18 protein-coding genes are annotated in these 20,507 nt (G+C 33.4%); 1 reads left to right on the top strand and 17 read right to left on the bottom strand.

What is annotated here, in order from left to right:
* Positions 1–8: 8 nt before the first annotated feature.
* From QYS49_RS12310 to QYS49_RS12300, 3 genes are all read right to left on the bottom strand, one after another.
* Positions 9–977, bottom strand: coding sequence for an AAA family ATPase (locus QYS49_RS12310; protein WP_308347627.1), 969 nt, complete (start codon positions 975–977; stop codon positions 9–11).
* Positions 978–1,210: 233 nt separating this feature from the next.
* A complete protein-coding gene (locus tag QYS49_RS12305; protein WP_308347626.1) occupies positions 1,211–1,828 on the bottom strand; it encodes a DUF4159 domain-containing protein in 618 nt (205 codons plus the stop codon).
* A 95-nt stretch (positions 1,829–1,923) separates the two neighbouring features.
* A complete protein-coding gene (locus QYS49_RS12300) occupies positions 1,924–4,842 on the bottom strand; it encodes a S8 family peptidase (protein WP_308347625.1) in 2,919 nt (972 codons plus the stop codon).
* A 125-nt stretch (positions 4,843–4,967) separates the two neighbouring features.
* Here QYS49_RS12300 and QYS49_RS12295 point away from each other — a divergent pair, with 125 nt between their 5' ends.
* Entirely contained in the window at positions 4,968–5,825 is an 858-nt protein-coding gene (locus QYS49_RS12295) for a M57 family metalloprotease (protein ID WP_308347624.1), read from the top strand.
* Positions 5,826–5,910: 85 nt separating this feature from the next.
* On the opposite strand, the gene QYS49_RS12290 is transcribed toward QYS49_RS12295, so the two are convergent.
* The 14 genes from QYS49_RS12290 to holA all read right to left on the bottom strand — a co-directional run bounded on the left by QYS49_RS12290 (position 5,911) and on the right by holA (position 20,478).
* Complete coding sequence (locus QYS49_RS12290; protein ID WP_308347622.1) at positions 5,911–6,630, bottom strand: SDR family oxidoreductase; 720 nt, start codon at positions 6,628–6,630, stop codon at positions 5,911–5,913.
* A 69-nt stretch (positions 6,631–6,699) separates the two neighbouring features.
* Complete coding sequence (locus QYS49_RS12285; RefSeq protein WP_308347621.1) at positions 6,700–7,404, bottom strand: response regulator transcription factor; 705 nt, start codon at positions 7,402–7,404, stop codon at positions 6,700–6,702.
* A 166-nt stretch (positions 7,405–7,570) separates the two neighbouring features.
* Positions 7,571–8,179, bottom strand: a complete 609-nt coding sequence (locus tag QYS49_RS12280) for a sugar transferase (protein WP_308347620.1) — start codon at positions 8,177–8,179, stop codon at positions 7,571–7,573.
* A 1-nt stretch (position 8,180) separates the two neighbouring features.
* Positions 8,181–9,116: a succinylglutamate desuccinylase/aspartoacylase family protein gene (locus QYS49_RS12275; protein WP_308347618.1), complete on the bottom strand. Its 936-nt coding sequence runs from the start codon at positions 9,114–9,116 to the stop codon at positions 8,181–8,183.
* The gene (locus QYS49_RS12270) at positions 9,113–9,775 is read right to left on the bottom strand and encodes a phosphatase PAP2 family protein (protein ID WP_308347616.1); all 663 of its coding nucleotides are present in this window, start codon (positions 9,773–9,775) and stop codon (positions 9,113–9,115) included. Before QYS49_RS12270 ends, QYS49_RS12275 begins: the two co-directional genes overlap by 4 nt.
* On the bottom strand, positions 9,763–10,428 hold the full coding sequence (trmB, locus tag QYS49_RS12265) for a tRNA (guanosine(46)-N7)-methyltransferase TrmB (protein WP_308347614.1): 666 nt from the start codon (positions 10,426–10,428) through the stop codon (positions 9,763–9,765). Before trmB ends, QYS49_RS12270 begins: the two co-directional genes overlap by 13 nt.
* A 2-nt stretch (positions 10,429–10,430) precedes the next feature.
* The gene (locus QYS49_RS12260; RefSeq protein WP_308347613.1) at positions 10,431–11,732 is read right to left on the bottom strand and encodes a bifunctional folylpolyglutamate synthase/dihydrofolate synthase; all 1,302 of its coding nucleotides are present in this window, start codon (positions 11,730–11,732) and stop codon (positions 10,431–10,433) included.
* A 22-nt stretch (positions 11,733–11,754) separates the two neighbouring features.
* On the bottom strand, positions 11,755–12,603 hold the full coding sequence (locus QYS49_RS12255) for a hypothetical protein (RefSeq protein WP_308347611.1): 849 nt from the start codon (positions 12,601–12,603) through the stop codon (positions 11,755–11,757).
* A complete protein-coding gene (locus QYS49_RS12250) occupies positions 12,596–12,991 on the bottom strand; it encodes an ExbD/TolR family protein (protein ID WP_308347610.1) in 396 nt (131 codons plus the stop codon). Before QYS49_RS12250 ends, QYS49_RS12255 begins: the two co-directional genes overlap by 8 nt.
* Before the next feature lie 6 nt (positions 12,992–12,997).
* A complete protein-coding gene (locus QYS49_RS12245) occupies positions 12,998–13,675 on the bottom strand; it encodes a MotA/TolQ/ExbB proton channel family protein (protein WP_308347609.1) in 678 nt (225 codons plus the stop codon).
* 10 nt (positions 13,676–13,685) lie between these two features.
* Positions 13,686–14,432, bottom strand: a complete 747-nt coding sequence (locus QYS49_RS12240; protein WP_308347608.1) for an SPOR domain-containing protein — start codon at positions 14,430–14,432, stop codon at positions 13,686–13,688.
* A 155-nt stretch (positions 14,433–14,587) separates the two neighbouring features.
* Positions 14,588–16,297, bottom strand: a complete 1,710-nt coding sequence (locus QYS49_RS12235; RefSeq protein ID WP_308347607.1) for a TonB-dependent receptor — start codon at positions 16,295–16,297, stop codon at positions 14,588–14,590.
* Complete coding sequence (locus QYS49_RS12230) at positions 16,278–19,346, bottom strand: tetratricopeptide repeat protein (protein ID WP_308347605.1); 3,069 nt, start codon at positions 19,344–19,346, stop codon at positions 16,278–16,280. Before QYS49_RS12230 ends, QYS49_RS12235 begins: the two co-directional genes overlap by 20 nt.
* Positions 19,347–19,455: 109 nt before the next feature.
* Positions 19,456–20,478: a DNA polymerase III subunit delta gene (gene holA, locus QYS49_RS12225; RefSeq protein WP_308347604.1), complete on the bottom strand. Its 1,023-nt coding sequence runs from the start codon at positions 20,476–20,478 to the stop codon at positions 19,456–19,458.
* Between the last annotated feature and the right edge of the window lie 29 nt (positions 20,479–20,507).

Here is a 20,507-nt window from a genome sequence, read left to right as displayed (position 1 = left end):
GAGCAGTGCTATTTAATGGTCTTCAGAAGTTCCGGAATCAATTGTTCCACTGTAAATTTCTCTGTTTTTGCCACGAAATTCAATACAACCCTATGGCGAAGTACAGCTAATGCCACTGCCTTAATATCTTCTGGAATAACAGAGAGTCTACCATCTAGGAAAGCGTGGGCTTTAGCTGCCAATACTATGGATTGACCAGCTCTTGGACCTGCTCCCCAATCTACATACTGCTTTACCAACTCAATATCTGAGTTTTGAGGACGAGTAGAGCGTACCAACTGACTTACTTTCACTAATAATTCCTTATCGATATGAATATCCCTAACCCAGCTTCTGGCTTTCAAAATTTCTTCTGCCGTTAAGGTTGGATTAAGCTGATTTTTTTGATTTCCAGTGGTGAGTTGAAGGATGTCAACTTCCTCTTGCTCAGCAGGATATTGCACGACAGTGTAAAATAGAAATCGATCTAACTGTGCCTCGGGTAATGGATAAGTTCCGGATTGTTCTAATGGATTTTGTGTAGCTAATAGAAAGAAAGGCTCAGGTAATTTATAGGTTTTGCCAGCATAGGTAACTTCTCGTTCTTGCATAGCTTCCAATAATGCTGATTGAGTTTTAGGTGGCGTTCTATTGATTTCATCTGCCAACAAAATATTAGTGAAAACTGGCCCTTTGTTGAATTGAAAGAATCGTTTCCCTGTGCTCCTGTCCTCTTCTAAAACCTCCATTCCTATAATATCAGCAGGCATTAAATCTGGCGTGAATTGAACTCGATGAAAATCCAATTGTAATACTTTGGCTAAAGAACGCACTAAAAGTGTTTTACCTAAGCCAGGAACACCTTCTAATAAAATATGCCCATCAGCCAGCAAAGCCATAAAAACTTCGCTTACGACATTTTCCTGACCTATAATAGCTTTGGATAGCTCCTTTCGGGCTTCTTTAAACTTTTTTACTGTATTTTGTATGTCTTCCATTGCTCTGTAATGTCACCCCTATGGGGTTTGTTATGCTTTTTTTTGTTTCTACCATAATTTCTTCCCTACGGGACTTTTTTCTCTTGCTTCTACCCTCTTATGGCTTTCAACAAACTATTTCTACCTTGTTTCTATATATTTAATTATTAGCTATACCCGTTCTAACCTAATCATCCTACACCCATCATCCTGCATTAAACCATACTTAAAAGCCTCGTCACTTCAACACATCATCACCCAAAAATCGCATACATCACTATATTCACTCCAAACTTAGTGTTATCTTCTGCTAGCCATCTTTTGTTTCGGAAATCGTAATCCCATTCGCAACCATAATCTTTATTACTATATAGAACTCTAATTTCCCCATCCTTTTCAATAGCCTTCAAATAATCATGAACGATATCATCTCCCCAGCCATTCAGTTCCTGAGAAGTGGTAGGTGGACCATCAGGGAATTCAAAAAAACTGAAAAAAATAGGATGGTCATTCGGGATTTTATTTAATCCTTCCTCACCGTATATTTCCGCCATCTGACTTTCAAATGATTTGGCAAAAAGTCCGTCTATATCATGATTGCAGTCATCAACAAAGATGAATCCACCATTATCTATATATTTTATGAAATTTTCCTTCTCAGCTTTGGTAAACTGAACCAGTTTATGTCCACTTAAGTAGCAAAAAGGACATTCGAAAATTTCATCACTGCTTAGTGCCACTATCCTTTCTTGAGTATCAACAGGAATATTAGTATATTCAATAATCGAATTCAACAGGTTGCTTGGCATCCTTTGATCCACATTCCAATCCCCTGATTCATATTGTAAGCGTGTGAAGAAAAATTTATTCATTTCACGAGTTTACGGGAAAATGTGAATGCGAACAATGAAATTTTCGGGAATTATATAAATGGTTTAATTATCAAATTATTGGAGAGTATTTGGATTTAATCTCGTATTAAAATTTTACCACTAGTAAATTGACCATTTTTATCGAAAATTTTATAAAAATATATTCCTTCACTTAAAATATCGAGATCTAGGAAATTGCGATCATTAGGAATGGCCACAGATATTATTTCTTGCCCTTGAAAATTATAAAAAGAAATAAAGGCATCAGGATATGCTTCTTTTGCAAATACTTTTAAATCCTCTTCTTTATTAATCGGATTAGGATAAACGATAAAATCTGAAGATTTAACATAATAAGCAGTTTGAGTCTCGCTTACAACCCTTTCTCCGTTAGTAAAAAATAGGATAGCCCGAGATAAATTAAATCCATTATAAGGATCATTTTCTAAATATTCAATATCAAAATCATTAGCCTCAAATTCAGTTATTGTTGTCCATTCATTCCCTTCTTCATTTCTTTTTTCCAATCGAACTTTTTCCACTCCAGTCAAAGAAGATAATTGCAAATCATGATATATACCTTCTCCTTGCACAGATTCTACAAAATAGGATTCCAGAAAGCAATTTGATCCCTGAAGATTATAATCTATGATTCCTCCTTGAATAAGTGCTCTACCCTTTTTAAAAGCCTGAACCTTTAAAAAAGAACTTCCTAAAGCTGATTTATGAATTGTTATACTTGTATCTTGAGTATTGACCAGCATTTTCATTTTATTCCCCTCCAAATGAAATAAGCTATAATAATCTACATCTAGTATTGAATCCCAATAAAAAGACAAGGAATCTGAGCAATTGAAACCTACATTTAATCTAAGTGGCTTTGAAATGGAAAAAGTATCACTTAAATAGCTTTGATTATCGATCTCCATTTTTAGCTGAGCAAAATCATTCACTATTTCAGGTTCCCATCTAAAATTCTCATCTGATAAAACAATATTCTCTTCAATCAATTCCCAATTATCGTCTGATACTAGTTTGTAATAAAGATTTCCAATTTTCTGGCTTAGGTAACTGCTTTGCCATCTTATATGAGAAGCAGTTTCTCCATTATATGGAATATTATCATTGAATGTAGGACTAGTCCAGTTAAAATCATTTTCAAACTCCCAAGTATATGCAATGGAGAATGCCTGCGGACTGCTTAAAGCAAATTCTGAACTTACTATAAATTCAATAGAGTCAGCACCTATTCTTTCAATATAGATTTGTTCTATATTATTTAAATGATCTTTTCCTCTGGTGGCTGAAGCATTTAAATCATTTGTATTAGGTGTGGTAGATAAAACCCAAGGCAAATGTGCTTCTCCAGATCCATCTCGAATTTTGAAATTCAGATCATTTATTAAAGCAAATTCATCATTAGCCTCGGCTGGCGGATCAGTCCAAACTAAGGTAGCTTTAAAATTCACTACATTATCAGGAGCCTTAATTTTAAATTTCTTTGCAATACTCCCCGTTATTTCATCTTGAATAAATTGCTCATTATTAAGCTGTTTTATAGCTTCAAAAGCATTAAGACTTCCAAAGCCGGTTTTATGTTCAGGACCTAAATTGCCAATTTCATCAGCACTATTGATTAATAAGGCTTTGGCTAATGAAGAAGTTAAATTCTCCTGAAAAATATCTCTATAAGCTTGCTGTAATAAAACGGAAACTCCGCTTACTAATGCTGCGGAATTGGAAGTTCCTGTCATACTATAAGCTACTAATTCTGGTTTAATCCGGCCATCAAAAGCTGGTCCATTACTATTCAGTTCGATGGTATTCATACTGGTATCTACTGCCCCTATTGTCAATATATTTTTAGCCTGTTTAAAATTACCAGTAATATTTGAGAAACCGGTTAAACCTTCATATCTGCCGTGATCAGAAGCATCTAAACCTGAATTACCTATAGAAAAAACGTGTATAATATGAGGGTTTTCAAAAAGATGTTGATCATATAGTGAAGCTGAAACCCCATAAAAGGATTCTATCTCAGTACCATAAGAATGATTTTGAGTTTGAATATTATTGGAATTAAAATAATCAATTGGATCAGGCAAAACTTCTTCATTCGAACTAGAAGAATGAAATACTTCTGGAGCCACCCCAAGTCCAGTTAAAAATGAATTGCCATTACCCGCTATGATGGTCGCCATTTCCAAAGCATGTGAATCTGAAAATTCGCTTTCCCTTTCGGATTTAATATATCTCCCAGAAATATCAATATCATTAATGTTGTAGAAAGGTTCTTTAATACTTACCACTTCTGTTTCCCCATCAAGTTCAGGGTAATATGCATGAATTGTATTAATTCTATTTGGATTTAAATTGAGGTCTAATACTCTTGCTTCACTAATTGGTGATCTAGACGCCTTTTCAATGTAAGTAATAAAACCCTTATTTAATAAAAGTTTAAATTGAATATTGTCTAGCTCGACTTTTACGAAACTTTTAGATAGAAAAATTGTATTTATTCCTGATTCACTGCTTTCGAACTTTTCCCAATCTTTAAAATTTGAAATTCTCAACCAATAATCACCAGCCAGATAATCATTTTGATTTTTTGTTATATTTATTGACTTCTTCCAGATATTTTCAACTTCAAATAAAGAGAAATAATTAGGTTTAAATTCAACTGACTTTGAATCAATAGACTCATAAAACACAATGTATGAGTCATTTTTAAGTCTTTTTACAATTTTAAAATGATTAGAAAACCTATTTGATTCTTTTTTTATTGATTCAATATTGATAAGGTAATAATTACCTTCTTTTAAACTATCAGAAGATTCTACTTTTGATTTAATAAAAGAGTAATTAGGGCTTAAAACCTGATTTTGAGAATATGAGGCACTATTTTCGACAAATAGAAAATAGAATAATAGGAAGATAATCTTAACTGTAGCATGTCGTATTTTAAAATTCTTATGGCTATTAGACAATGGGTTTTGGTTAATTTTTATCAACATATTCTTAACATTACCAATATTATATATTGATATTTTAATAATATCAAAATAAATTAATGTAATATTTTTCCTTTCCAAAATAAATATAATATGTTGCAAACCTAACTAAAATCTTAACAAAAGTTATGACAAATTTAAGAAAAGGTGTCATGTATGTAATTACCTGCATGGCCGTAACAGTAATGATGAGTTCTTGCCAACAAGATGATGAAATGGCAAATGAAATTGACAACAGCATAGTGTCTGAAGAAGTCAAAGACCAACTGAAAAATTTGGGCTTTGATCCAAGCGATGTTTATCGCGAGGAGTTCTCCAATCCACTAAATGGAGAAAGAGGATTTAACTATGTAGTAGAAGGAGACATTTTAATTAGCGATAAGCAATTGGAAAAAATGTCTAAAAGTGAGCTATTCCATACAGGAAAGTTTGCCGAACAGTACCGTACAACCAACCTTGTTAGCCAAAATCGCACTATCAATGTAATTGGCTATACAGGTAATAATTCAAATGGATTAGATTCAAAAATGAGAACTGGCCTACAATGGGCAGTAGATAATTACAATGCTCTAAATACAGGCTTAACATTTACATTAACCTACGGCACTAATTATGGTTCTTATGACATGGTAGTTTACAGAGTAAGCGGTTCTGGTGGAGGAAGTGCAGGATTTCCTAGCGGAGGCGATCCCAACAAATTCATTCAGATTCAGTCTGGAACAAGCAATTATGACACAAATGTTGTAGAACATGTAATTGGACATGAAATGGGACATTCTATTGGACTACGTCATACAGATTGGTTTAACAGATCATACTCATGTGGTTCTGGTGGAAGTGAAGGAACTGCTGGTGTAGGAGCAATTCATATACCTGGTACCCCAACTGACATAGATCCAAATTCTTTAATGTTAGCTTGTTTTAGTGCTAATGAAGATGGAGAATTCGGTTTATATGATAGAGTAGCGATAGAATATTTATACTAATTTCCAGTTAAAATTTTTAATGGGTAACAATAGAAAAGGTCAGCATTTGCTGACCTTTTCTACTTTCCTATACACTTAAAAATTACTATTTCTGTGGCGGTCTACTTGGTCTCACTTCAATTTTACTTGGTAAGGTTCTAGGATTCATTTCTAATAAATCCACTACCATTTTACCGAGATCTTCTTTTTGAATTTTCCAGTAATCATCTTCATTTGGTTCATGATCATTGAAATAAGTAGCGACTGAGCCTGGCATTATAGTAGAAACATTAATACCATGCTGTCTTAAATCCAGCATTACGGATTGCGTGAATCCAGTTAAGCCAAATTTACTTGCATTATAAGCCGAACCTGATGGGAAGAAGTTGGTACCTGCTAAACTGGAAATAGTAAAGAAATAACCTCCATTCTTTTTAAGTGCTTCTACACTTGATTTAATGGTGTAGAAAACGCCAGTTAAATTAGTATCTATTACTTCATTCCATTTATCGATTTCCATTTCATCAATAGGTGCGAAGTGTCCTAAACCAGCATTAGCTATAACAATATCTAATTTCCCCCATTTATCGAGAACGGCATTCACACAAGTTTGCTGATTTTCAAAAGATCGAACATCAGCTTGAAGTCCTAAAACTTCGCCTTTAGCATTTTTTGCTAGAGATTCAGCTGCTTTATCTGCAGATTCTTGACTTCTACTAGTGATGGCTACATTAACGCCTTTTGCCAATAGTGCTTCAGCTATTCCATATCCAATGCCTTTACTTCCTCCTGTAATAAGTGCTGTTTTATTTTCTATGTTTTGCATAATTTAAAATTTGATTACATTAAATCAACTGATTCAAATTTGATTGGTTACAAAATAAAACTGCAAAACTCACTTTTTATCCTTAAATAGGTACCCCACCCCCTTAATTGTTTTTATATAGTCTTCTCCTAAAAGCTGTCTAATTTTTAGAATATGTATATCAACTGACCGCAATGTGACCTTAGAAGAATTCCCCCATATTGCCTGCATGATTTGTTCACGTGAAAAAACTTGATTTGGAAAGCGTGCTAGGAATAAAAATATTTCAAATGATTTTGCTTGGATTTCCATTAATTCATTTGAAGGTATTTTAAAAAGTAGGTGCTTTTTAATATCGAAATGTAAATCCCTTATCTCATACTCACCTAAAGGTTTGAGATAAAAAACACTTTCTTCTTCACCAAAAAACTTAGATAATCGTTGCTTAAATGCATTTTTTCTAAGCGGTTTTCTAAGAAAATAATCGATTCCGGATTCATAGCTCATGATTTCATATCGCTCTTCTTTATTAGAAGTTAAAGCAATAATTTTAGGATCAAGTTCCTTTTTAGTGGCTTCATTTTTGAGATAATTAAAAAGACTTATTCCATCATAATTATGATTAGCTATTTCAGAAATGATAAGTAAAGGTTGATGTCTATTGATTAATTGGATCGCATGCTGAGTATCTAATGCCAAAGCCACATTAAAATTTTCAGATTCTAATATTTTGACTAAATCCCGTAAAGTTTCTTTATCATCATCCGCTATTACAGCCGTTCTACTTTGTTGCATTTCTTAGACACCTCATTTATTCGCTTCTCTAAGAAAGCACTATTTTAAATTGAATCTACCTCTAATAATTGATGTTAAAATGAAAATAACTTGATGGTAAAGGAAACTTAATATTGGATATGAAAATCTTGTGAATTATTAATATTGTGGTAAAACAGCCTGTTTTTTAATCTTTATTACCTTTGAATTTTTCTATGGTAGCCATACCTTCTGCACTAATTCCCTCAGCTTTAAAAACTTTGAAGATGGTCATAAAAATTATTTTCATATCAAGTAAGAATGATTGATTTTGAACATACCAAACATCATATTCAAATTTCTTTTGCCAGCTTATAGTATTTCTACCATTAATTTGTGCCCAGCCTGTTATGCCTGGTGTAACTAAATGTCTTTTTCTTTGCTCTTCACTATATCGAGGTAAATATTCAACTAATAGTGGTCTTGGACCAATAAAAGACATATCTCCTTTTAAGATATTCAAAAGTTGAGGGATTTCATCCATACTGGTTTTTCTTACAATTTTGCCAATCCAAGTTAATCGCTCTTCATCAGGTAAAAGTTCACCATTTGCATCTTTATCATCTCGCATGGTTTTGAACTTGACCAACAAAAATATTTGCTCCTTCAATCCTGGTCTTTTCTGAGAAAAAAAGATCTTTCCATTTTGGAAAATAGCAAGTAAAATACTGACAATTAGAAAAATTGGACTTGCAATTACTAATGCTATCAAAGCCGTAAGTTTATCAAAAAAAGGTTTGATTAATTTTCTGTACATATTATTTAATTACTCCTAAATGCATTAAAGCATCGCCTTCATGAATTATTGGATTGTGATTTAATCCAATAACATATCCATTTACCGTAGAAGTGACTTTATTTTTAAATCCTCCAAATGGGTCATTAATGTGTCCCAACAACTGATTTTTCTTGATTTTTTCTCCGCTTTTTACTGCCGAAAGAAAAACACCAGATCTTCTAGCCCTCACCCATGAAGAATTTTTAATAACAAGGTTTTCATAATCTGCTTTTTCTGCAAATTCACGCATCTCCAAGTGTTGCATCAATCTTCTAGCGCCTTTTATACCTTCTCGAATGGCAAACTCATCAAAACGAGAAGACTCGCCACCTTCATAAACTAATATATTTTTACCGAATTTGTTTGCTGTTTGACGCAATGAGTTTGGACGAAATTTTGAATCTAAAGTGAAAGGCGCATGAAAAGCTTCTGCTAGCTCCACGTTTTTCGGATCCTTCATCATACACCTAACCTGAGGATAATTAGTTCTATCAGCCCCACCGGTATGAAAATCAATTCCATAGTCGATTATTGGTAATATTTCTTTGGTAAGAAAATTAGCCATTCGAGAAGCCAAAGAGCCATTTCTATTACCTGGGAAGGATCTATTTACATCTTTCCCATCAGGTACATAACGTGAAAAATATATAAAACCATAAACATTGATGATAGGAATACAAATCACTGTTCCAATTTTAGGAATATGATCATTTTTCTCAATCATTCTTCTTACTATCTCAGAACCATTAATTTCATCACCATGTAAACCTCCCATTAATAATAAAACTGGCCCAGGTTCAGTGGATCTGGCAATAGTAATGGATACATCAATTGTAGTGTGAGAAGGCAATCGGGCAATGTTAACATCGACCACTTTTTCCTCTCCTGGAGCTATTTCTATTCCATTTATAATCATCTATTGAAAATTAAACCTTTATGTAAAGGATTGATATTGTAAAGAAGGTATGGGTTTTTAAAAGATAAATACCACCAAATAATTCCTGAGACTAAAAGCCCGATAGTGGCTCCAACTACAGTATCTACCATGAAATGCTGAAATAAATAAACTCTGGAAATAGCAACTAAAATAGCTAATAGCATGTAAATGACTTGCAATAATTTATTTTTGGTCAGCAGAATCAAGATAGTGGCAAGTGCAAAAGCAGAAGCAGTATGTCCGCTTGGCATACTGTAATGCGAATGTAACTCTATTCCTTCCACTAGGTTAAATGATGACAGGGACTCTTCAAATTTAAGAGAAGGTCTATGAGCATCAAAAACTATAATTTTTAGAAATTGTACGATTATATAATGAATAATTCCTGTCAAAGTCAGTAAAATTGCATAGTAAATTCTATAGAGTAAGAGTATGATACCTGCAATCACGAAAATATGTGCCTCCCCTAAGAGGGTAACATAACTAAAAAAGACATCTCCAAACGGATTATGTCTTTGGTTTAGCCAAAACAAAAAAGTTCCTTTATCTAAAAATAACACTAAGACTAATGCAGTGAGAAAATAAAGCACATACATCAAAAAAGCAGGGCTCTGTAATTTATCTTTTAAGCTTTCCATTCAAATCTTAAATATTTTATGGTTTCCCCTACTTTTGAAAATTTTCTTTCATATCGGGTAGAGATTCCATAATGTTCCCTTAAATATACAGAATTATGCAAATCATCCGTAAAATGCAAATCTTTAATGTCATCTCTTACTGGCAATACTTCATTTAGTGTCCAATTAAATAAGTCTGTATTATCAGTTTTAAAATAAACTCGTCCTTTCCCTCCCTGAATTCTTTTGTAAATCTCTAGAAATCGGTGAAAAGTCAGCCTTCTTTTTTCATCACGGTCTCTAGGTCTCGGGTCAGGATGAATGATCCAGACATCATTCACTTCACCCTCAGAAAACATTTGCTCTAAGTCTAAAATGAAATTTCGGGCAAATGCAACATTTTCTAAGCCTTCCTCAATTGCTTTTGAGCTTCCTTGCCACAAACGCTCGCCTTTTATATCAATACCTATAAAGTTTTCTTTAGGAAACTCCTTAGCTAAGCCAATAGAATATTCCCCCCTTCCACAAGCTAATTCTAAATTTATGGGGTTAGAATTACCAAAAATCTCTTTTCCCCAATTTGATTTTATATTTGGAAACCTATCATCATCATACTCAATTACATTGTGGCGATTTCTTAAATCATCAAACCGCTTTAATTTTTGTCTACTCATATTTACAAATTGGGAATTTCCGCTACTGCAAAGGTAGAACCTCCTATAAATATTAAGTCCTTATCAGTTGCATTTTTTTGTGCATTCTCAAATGCTTCGGCTACAGTAGGATAAGAATTTCCAATTAAGCCAAATTCACTAGCTGTTTTTTTTAATTCATTTGCATCTAATGCACGAGGAATATTAGCCTGTGTGAAATAATATACGGCATTTTTAGGAAGCAAATCCAAAACCCCATCTAATTTCTTGTCATTAACTGTCGCAAAAACAAAATGTAACTGATCAAATGCTTCATTCCCCAACATCTTTACAATATGTTCAAAAGCGGGGATGTTATGTCCAGTATCTGCAATAATCTTTGTTTTGGATTTCTCATTCAGTATCCTTTGCCACCTTCCTTTAATTCCTGAATTCTCTATAACATTCTTTAAACCATTTTTGATATTCTCATTGGTCATTGAATATCCTTTATCTTTCAAAATATCTAAAGCAGCAAAAACGCCCCTTAAATTTTGTAATTGATAGCTTGCTGATAGCCCGGATTCAAATTCAACAACATCTGAAGTGTTAAGATTTTCAGCAGCTAATTTCCAGTTTGGAATAGACTCCTCTCGTATGGAAACTCTATACAGCAGATTACTGTCAATAAATGGAGCATTTTTAGCTTTTGCAGTATCTTTAATACTTAACTTAAGTTCATTTTCTATAACTGAACAAACTATAGATGTTTTATCTTTTATAATTCCAGCTTTTTCTTTTGTGATTTCTTCTAGCGTATTTCCTAGAAATTGCTGATGATCCAATCCAATTTGTGTAATAATAGACACCTCTGGTTGAATTACATTGGTGCAATCTAATCTTCCACCCATGCCTACTTCAATCACTGCAATATCGACTTCTTGTTTGGCAAAATAATCAAAAGCCATGGCAGTGGTCAATTCAAAAAAAGAGGGGCTTAATTCTTCAATGATGGGTTTGAATTTTTCTACATATCCAATTACCTCTTCTTTTGATATCGGGATACCATTTATCCTCATTCTTTCAGTAAAACTTTTAAGATGAGGAGAAGTATAAAGTCCAGTTTTATAACCAGACTCTTTCAAAACGGAAGCCAAAAATGAAGCCGTACTTCCTTTTCCGTTTGTTCCGGCTACATGAATATATTTTCCTTTTTGATGAGGATTGCCTAATACTTCCAATAAAGCTACAGTATTATGTAAATCTTTTTTGTAGGCTGAACCTCCTACCCTTTGAAACATGGGTAATTGTTCAAATAAAAAAGCTTCCGCTTCTTGGTATGTCATAGGATATTATAAATTCTAAGATTTAATTCGAGCGTATCAAAAATGTAATGGTTCCTTTTGATTGAGGAGCTGTTTTTCCTCCTGAAGTTCTGCTAAAAGATAATTTAGCCACTTCATCCTGATAAATTTTTACAACTTCTGCTGACACTGTAGTTTCTATGGCTCTTACTGAAATTACTTCACCATTATTATCTACTCGTATTTCAAAGACAATTTTCCCGCTTTGTTGAGTAGGGTCATTTGGTCTAGGAGGTGAATCCCATCTCCATCCTGACATATCCAATTTACTGCCGCTCCCACCACCTTGAGGTCCCATCATCGCTTCTGCATCCACTTCACCCTCTGGATTACCTTGGTCACCACTATCATCATTAGTTTCTCCTTGGGAAGTATTATCACCAGGGAACAGTGCATTTGGATTGGCTTTTGGCTCTTCCTTCTTTTCTTCTTTTTCTTCCTGTTTTGGAGTTTCTTTGGCCTTTTCTGTTGGAGTATCCTCAACTTTTACCGGAGCTTCTTCCTCAGTTACCGCTTCTTCTACAACTTCCTCGGCAGGTTCTGACACTTCTTCTACAACATCATTTGTCTCTGACTCTGTAGTTTCTTCTATTTCTTCTTCAATTGATTCTTCGGCCTCTTCGGTAGGTGTTTCTTCTATTTCTTCAGTTTCTTGACCAGAAACTGGCTCATTTCCTGAGCCACTATTATCCATTCCTATATTTAATTCAATTCCGTATTCAGGATTTGGAGGAAAGGGTTCTTTCCAAGCGGTAACCCACAGGAATAGCAGAAGCAACAAAATATGGAGCCCTACCGATACGGATATTCCAATTATCCGATTTTTCTTTTCCCTATGTGCATAATCACTCATTTGGCTGTGCTGCAATCGATACTTTTGCTTTTAAAGACGAAGCTATACCTGCAACTCTTACTAAATGTTCAGTAGGAACACTTTTGTCTATGTGCAATACTACTACACCTTCGTCTGCATTTCTTAATTCTCTTTTGATAGCTGTTTCTATATCAGAAACGGCTACTCTTTTATCATTAACGAAATACAACATGTCTTTTGTTATAGTAACACTCACTTTTTGCATTACAATATTCGTGGATTTACTTGAAGGTAAATTTACAGGTAATCCTGATGGTGTGATGAAAGAAGAGGTCAACATGAAGAAAATCAACAACAGAAATATAATATCAGTCATAGATGACATACTGAAAGCTGGGTCAACCTGATGTCTGGATTTCATTGACATAGCGTCTTATTTAGATTCTTGAAGTAAATCAATAAACTCAACTGAAGTATATTCCATTTTATGAATTACCTTCTGTACTTGGGTTACTAAATAATTATAGCCTAAGTAAGCAATAATCCCCACTGATAAACCAACTGCAGTAGTAATCATAGCTTCATAAATCCCTTCAGAAAGCAATTTAGGACTTACAGAACCTTCTTCTTGAGCGATAGCTATAAAAGCTTGAATCATACCCGTTACAGTTCCTAAGAATCCAATCATAGGAGCAGCACCAGAAATGGTGGCCAATAATGATAAATTCTTTTCTAATCGGTAAATTTCAATTTTTCCAACGTTCTCAATAGAGACCTCAATATTCTTTAATGGGCTTCCAATTCTTGAAACCCCTTTTTCCAACATTTTGGCAATGGGTGTTTCATTTTGAGAGCACATCATCTTTGCTTGATCAATTTTACCTTCAGAAACCAATGATTTCACTTGGTTTAACAATCCAGCAGGTGTTTTCGAAGATTTTTTAATGGTTAAAACACGCTCCACAAAAATAGCAATTGCGGCAGCTGATAATAACAAAAGGGGAATCATAACATATCCCCCTTTTAAAAGTAAGTCGAACAAATTAACGCTGCTGTCAGAAGCGTTTACCATTGCAGAGTCTGCAGCGGTGGTAACTTGTAATAGTGTCATATTTTATATATCAATATTTCAATGGCCAAGGTTGTTCTTTAAATTGTCCTGATAATTCTGTAGCTCTAGTACTTGCTGCTGCAAAGCTTTCAGTTTCTTCAATAGCTACTCTATTGAATTTACTTTTTCCAAATGGCGGAATAATATAAGCATTAGTGCCGTCTTTTGTAAGCTTATCTGCATAGTCTTGAGCTAGATCTTCATCAAAAAAACTACCCACAACAACATATGAACGACCTGTTCTTGAGTTTAGTGTATTCACAACTCCAACTGAAGGTTCTTCAGGTTCAATCACTTCTGGCTCAGGCTCTACAGGCTTTTCTACTACATAAGAAGTTGTATCCTTAACAGGCTTTTGAGCAACTGGCTCCTTTTCAGGCTCTCTCAAAAAGAAAAAATAAACCAATACACAAGCTAAGATTACAATTATAGATAATGTAATGATAATAGGTGCTGCAGATTGTTTTTTCGGTGGTGTATAAGTGGATACTGGCTCTTCTTCTTCATCATCTCCGAAAGGATCTGGATCATATTCATCATCCTCTTGTTCATAATCGGAAGCAATTGGCTCCTCTGAAGTTTCAGAAGTGTCAAATGAAGTTTCTTGTTCAGATTCTTCTGTGGTAGATGAACTATCTTTATCTGAATCAGAATCATCATCTAAATCAGGAAGCCCGAAATCTTCATCATCTTGTTCCGGCTCATTATGTAAGTTTTCGTCCTTATACTCTTCGTCTTTTTTGTCCTTCTTGGCCATATTCTGGTATTTTAAGGTTTATTCTAGCTTAAAAGTATTAAATAATTATAATACTTTATCAATAAACTATTATTTTTCAATAAAATCAATACTCAATTATAAGTAGATTTAACTATAAGAATCAAATATAATGGCAATTATTGATATTAAAAACATTAAAATGAATATGTGAACCCGCCTAAAATTTGAAAACCACGGTTAGGATACCCCAAATAATACTCGTATTTATTGGCTATCAGGTTATTAGCATGTAAGAAAACCTGACTCCTATTGCTTAGTTGATACCCTAACTTTATTCCTAAATCATAGATGGGCGGTATAGATTCATCGATATTGAATGAATAATTTGCATTTTCCTGTACAAAGGTATTGGCATTATTCATACTGCCTTGCAAATGAGCATTTAATCCAATCTTTAACTTATCTACTACCCAATAATCTGTGTTAAATTTCAAACGGAAATTAGGTCGAAATGGCATTAATTGGGTTTCTCCTACATTGTAATAATAATAGTCACCCCTAAGATTCAATTTCAGTTTATTAATATTTGTTGATATAGATGCATAAACATTGGCTTCTGTATTATTTTGATTAAAATATTTAGTTCTATATCTGATTTCTCCTTGGTTTTCATTATAAACTGCCTCATAACCAAAATTATTACGAACAGAAGAAAGACTAAAACCTGCTTCATATCCCAGGAAATTATTTACTGAGCCTCTTAAACCTCCATAAAATTGGAAAGGCATCAATGTATTATAAATATTTACTGTGTTATCTAAATATGGATTTTCCATTAGTAAATCTCTATATCGATTAGCACGGACATCTCCCTTAAGACCACCAAAAACACTCAATTTATCGAATGGAGTATAAATGATATTTAAATCTGGAAAAACATGGAATTTATTCATACCTTCCAAAGTGTCATTCTCATGAACCATATTAAAGCCCAAACCAATTCTTAGATTCTCTCTTGTAAACTTTACCCCTGGCTTAAATCTGAGCAAATTCCGATTTTGAGCTGAATCCAACTCGTCAAATTTTAAATTGCTGATATATCCATCTGAATTAAGGTAAATAGCGAAATCATCATTTATGTCAAATTCATTCTCAATATCGTAGTCAAATGAAAACTCTTTGTTATTAATGTTTGTAAATAATTGATAAATATCTGTTTCAAGATTGTAATGATACCGGCTAGTTTCATTTTGGTCTTTTAATGAAACTGATGCACCAATGGTATGAAAAGTTCTTTGTAATGAATCCCTATCTACCTCAGAATATAAAGCGGTGTCATATCCATATAAAAAATTATTATGTCTTTCATAAAAAGCCTCTGCATCTAATACTGCCTTTTGAAAAATCATCTTTCCATAAGGATTTACTCTTTGGTATCCTGAACCTGAATTTCCTTTATCAATTGCACCATTTGCAAAACTTTGATGAAAAACATTTAGTCCAAAACTCTTATCCTTGCTTCTCTTACTAGCAAAATTTCCTTCTAAATATAATGCACCATAGTTTCCACCTCCAATTTTTACTTGATTGGCATAAAGCTTTTCTAGTTTTTCATCCTGAATAGTTAACACTCTAATCCGAGGAGCTAAACTATTGAGATTAGGAATAAACTGCCTTGAATTAAATTCTACATCTAAAGCTGATTGATTATTTTTAATCTCAGGTACCTTCTTAAAATCTCTATTAATTCGCGGTAAATCAATCTTACGGTTTTTCTCAATGATTACTTGAGAATCCTTTAAGTCTCCCTCTTGATCCCAGTTATCCTGCCCTATTGCAGTAAGAGGAAAGAAAAATATGATGAATAAAATATATTTTAGCATATTAATTTTTTGTAGAGTCATTTTCAATTACTTCTTCCATTTCAAGGGTATTTTTCGAACTATCCTGCTCAGATTTTTTATCTCCTTCAGATTGTTCAATAATGTCAAGCTTTAATTTCGCCTCATCTTTTAAAACTCTAGAATCTGAATTTTCAATTATAGAATTTAAAGTAGCCTTAGCTTGAAAGATTTCACCCATCGCAAAATAGTTATCTGCAATCAACAAAAATGATTTACCTAACCATTTTGCATAAGAGCCAAAGTTTTTGTTCAATTCAAATAAAGTATTAATGGATTCCTGGTAGTCTTTCGAGTTATATTGCATTAGAGCAATCATATATTGAGATTCAGCAGCATATTCATCCTTAGCAGCATTAACTGCATTTTGAAAGCTTACTTTTGCTTCATCATATTTTCCTTGATAGTAATTTGCCATACCTTTATTGAGATAGGCCTCATTGATTGCATTAGCATTTACGGCTGCTTCCTCCAGAATTAAATCTGCATACATAATCATCTTGCTGTAATCCGAATTTCTTTTGGCAATTTCTAGCAAACCAGTATATGCATTGTATTTATCCTTCTTATTTTCCGCTTGATCCAAAAGTTTGGTGAAATACAATCGAGCTTTATCGAATTCTTCTTTCTCCAGTTCAATTTCTGCTATTTTTTGAATTGATCGTTTATTGAATGAAGTGTTATTATCATCAACAACCTGATAAAATAATTCTAAAGCTTGATCAAATTGGCTATTTCTATAATATGAATCTGCTAAATAATATCTGGCTTCAGCAGTTAATGAATGTTCAGGATAATTATCTATATATGCTTTGAAAGATGAAATAGCTCTATCATACTTTTGATTGAAGTAGAGCGATTGGGCTGCATCAAATTCAATTTTGGTGACTTCCCCATCATTAGGGTTGGCATTTTTATATGCTGTTAAGTATTGATCCAAATCTCCTTCCTTATTCATGATAGAATACAATTCTTGCAAACCTGCTAATGCACCATTTGCAGTGGAATGAGTCAGATAATTTTGCAAAATCATAGTGTAATCGTCTTCTGCTTGCTCATATTCTTGTAAATTAAAATAGGCTAACGCCCTTTTTGAATATGCAAATGGCCGCAAAGGACTTTGTGGTAAATTTTTCAATAAATCAGAAAAACCACTAATTGCCGTTTGATATTGACCTGATTCAAAAGCTAATTGCGCTTTTTGAAATACTGCATTATCGTAATAATTTGAATTGGAATAGTCTCTAATAACCTTATCAAAGCTCTGATTGGCTAATTTATTTTCTCCATTTATACTATTGACCACTCCTTTTTGGAAATAGGCATAATCAATATTAGAATTCCTTTCATCAATGGCTTTTTGATAATAATTGATAGCCAATTGGTAATTTTTAGTCACATAATAGCAATCGGCCAATCGAATAACAGCATCTTGATAATAAGTAGCTGATTTTCCCTTTTTCAAATAATCTTTGAAATACTGTAATGATTTTTCGAATTGCTTATCATTATAATAAGCATGAGCTACACCATAATTCAAATTAGCATACCAACCATCCGAACTATTACTATTCCTCATAGACTTCTCATAAGATGAAATAGCTTCTTTATATTTTTTTCCAGTAGAATAGGACTCTCCCATCCAAAAATAAGTCTCCCCTAGCAATGATTTATTCTGAGGATAATCCACTGATTTTTGGAATAACTGCATGGCTCGGTAATAATTAGCTTGATTAAAGAATTCAGCCCCTTGGTAGAAAGTAACTTTCTGATAAGCTGCTTTCAATTTTAAGGATTTATTATCTATAGCTTCCAGAAAATCAATAGCTTGTTCATAGGCATTGGAATTTAAATAAGCCTCGCTCAATAATTCATTAGCCTGCGTTATATAACTGCTTTTAGGATATTTTTCAATAAAAGTAGAGAGTTCATTTACTGCAGAAGTCGTGTTTCCCTGTTTTAAATATAATTTCGCTAATTGAAAATGGCTTTCCTGAGCGATATCTTTATTAAAATTCAAGAGTTTTGCTTGCTCATATGCATTGGCTGCAAAGCGATAATTTTCGTTCTTAAGATATAATTCACCTAAATAATAAGCATTAAATTGTGAAAGTGAATCTTTGGCAATACCCACTTCTTCAAAAAGTTTGATAGCCTCTTCATAGTCTTTTAGTTGATAGGCTACGTATCCCATCCGATAGAGCAATTCCCTATCCATTTTGCTCTTACTTTCGTCTCTATACTCTTCAAAATATTCGTTTGCTTCCTCGAACTTATTCTGTTCAAAGTAGGCATCTCCTATTATTAATTTGATATTAAGTGCTTCCAATCTACTTAATCGAGGTAATAAATCCTCTGCATAATCGATCAATTCATCATATTGCCCCTTTTGATAATAGATATTGGCGATCATATTTGCCGTTGAAACTTTATAGGCATCATTTTCGGCAGCTCTTTCCAAATCAATGAGGGCCTCATCAAAATCCTTTTGCTCAAAATTTATATAACCAGCATAATAATTTGCGGCAGATTGATATTGATTATCACGCCTTTTCAATCGGGTAAAATAAGGTAAAGCTTCCTCAAATGCTCTTCTACTGAAATAAGAATAAGCCACTTTAAATTGATAGTGGGTTTTATCCTCTCCTCTTAACTTTTCTGCATCCGTCTTTTCATAATACTGAATAGCTTTAGCATAGTTTTTCTCCCTGAAATAGAAATTACCCAATTCAAAATAGGCTTCTGATGCTTTCGGGTGAGTCGGATTCGATTCAACAAAAGATTTTACACGTTTCTCTCCATTTGCATGATACAGATAAATTGAAATAAGCGCACTGAAATACTCAGCATTATCTGATTTAAGCTTGGTTTTATCTTGATGTTTTAGATAATCTTCAAATTTGTTTTGTGCCGCTGTGAATTGCTTTTGCTCAAAAAATTCAATTCCATCCTGATAAATTTTATCAGCATGAGAATTAACGAAAGCATATTGGCTAAATAGAGAAAAGGGAAACATTAAAATGAGCCCTAGAAGTAAAATATTTTTATTCATTCTTATGATGATATGTCTGGTAAATCTAATTTTCAAAAATCAACTTATATTAAGTATTTTATCTAACGCTATTACAGCTAAATAACTGAATAATCCATCAATTATTTTTTCAATGCATCAATTTGTATACCAATTCCTTCATGAGCTGCGCCTCAGTAATATTAGCAGTGACTCCCTTGAACATTAAATCAGCTTGAAAGATATGTGCCAGATTCTGAATGGTTTTATTCAAATTGAATCTTCTGCTTGCTGCCAAATAATCTTTAGCGAAAAATGGATTTACACCTGCTGCTGAAGCCACTCCTCTTTCACTTTTGTCAGGAGAATGATGAATGAGTAAAACTTTAGCGAAAAAAGCATGCAGAAAAGCAATATTGACCACTGCAGGATGATTTTTAGGATCAGATGCAAAATAATTAATTATTCTATTCGCTCTCAAAGCATCTCCTTTAATGATAGCACTCTGTAATTCAAAAATATTAAAATCCTTATTGATGCCCACATACTCCTGAACCAATCCTTCATTGATTTCTACTGGATCGGAGAAGTTTACCAATACTTTATCGATTTCATTGGAAAGTCTTTCCAGATTGTTGCCGATGTATTCTGTCAACAACAATAATGCTTGTCTATTGATGCTGTGTCCTTTTGACTTTACATAATTCTGAATCCAATCAGGTACTTTATTTTCATAAATCTTATTGGATTCCAATAAAACTGAAAATTGATCGAGGGTTTTAACTATTTTTTTACGCTTATCAACCTTTTTGTGCTTATAGCAAAAAACCAAAACAGTTGAAGGCTGAGGGCTTTTCAAGTAATTCTCAAACATTGAAAAATCAAAATTACTTTCAGTAAATTCTCCAAGATTTTGAGCCTCCTTCACAATGATTACTTGCCTTTGTCCCATCATTGGAAAAGAGCGGGAAGCAGAAACCACCTGATCAAGCTTTACATCTTTGCCGTAAAGAACCTGCTGATTAAAGCCCTTTTCGCTTTCATCCAACCCATTTTTTTCAATGTAATTACTGATTAAATCTATAAAATAAGGCTCCTCTCCATGTAGGAAATAAACGGGTGCATAATTTCCGTTTTTAAGGTCTGCCAGTATTTGTTCTGCTGATTTTGCCATAAAATTGAAGTATTGGTGCGAATATAAAC

Source organism: Marivirga salinae, assembly GCF_030503855.1.
GTDB lineage: Bacteria > Bacteroidota > Bacteroidia > Cytophagales > Cyclobacteriaceae > Marivirga > Marivirga salinarum.
This window is presented reverse-complemented; position numbering and strand designations above follow the sequence as displayed.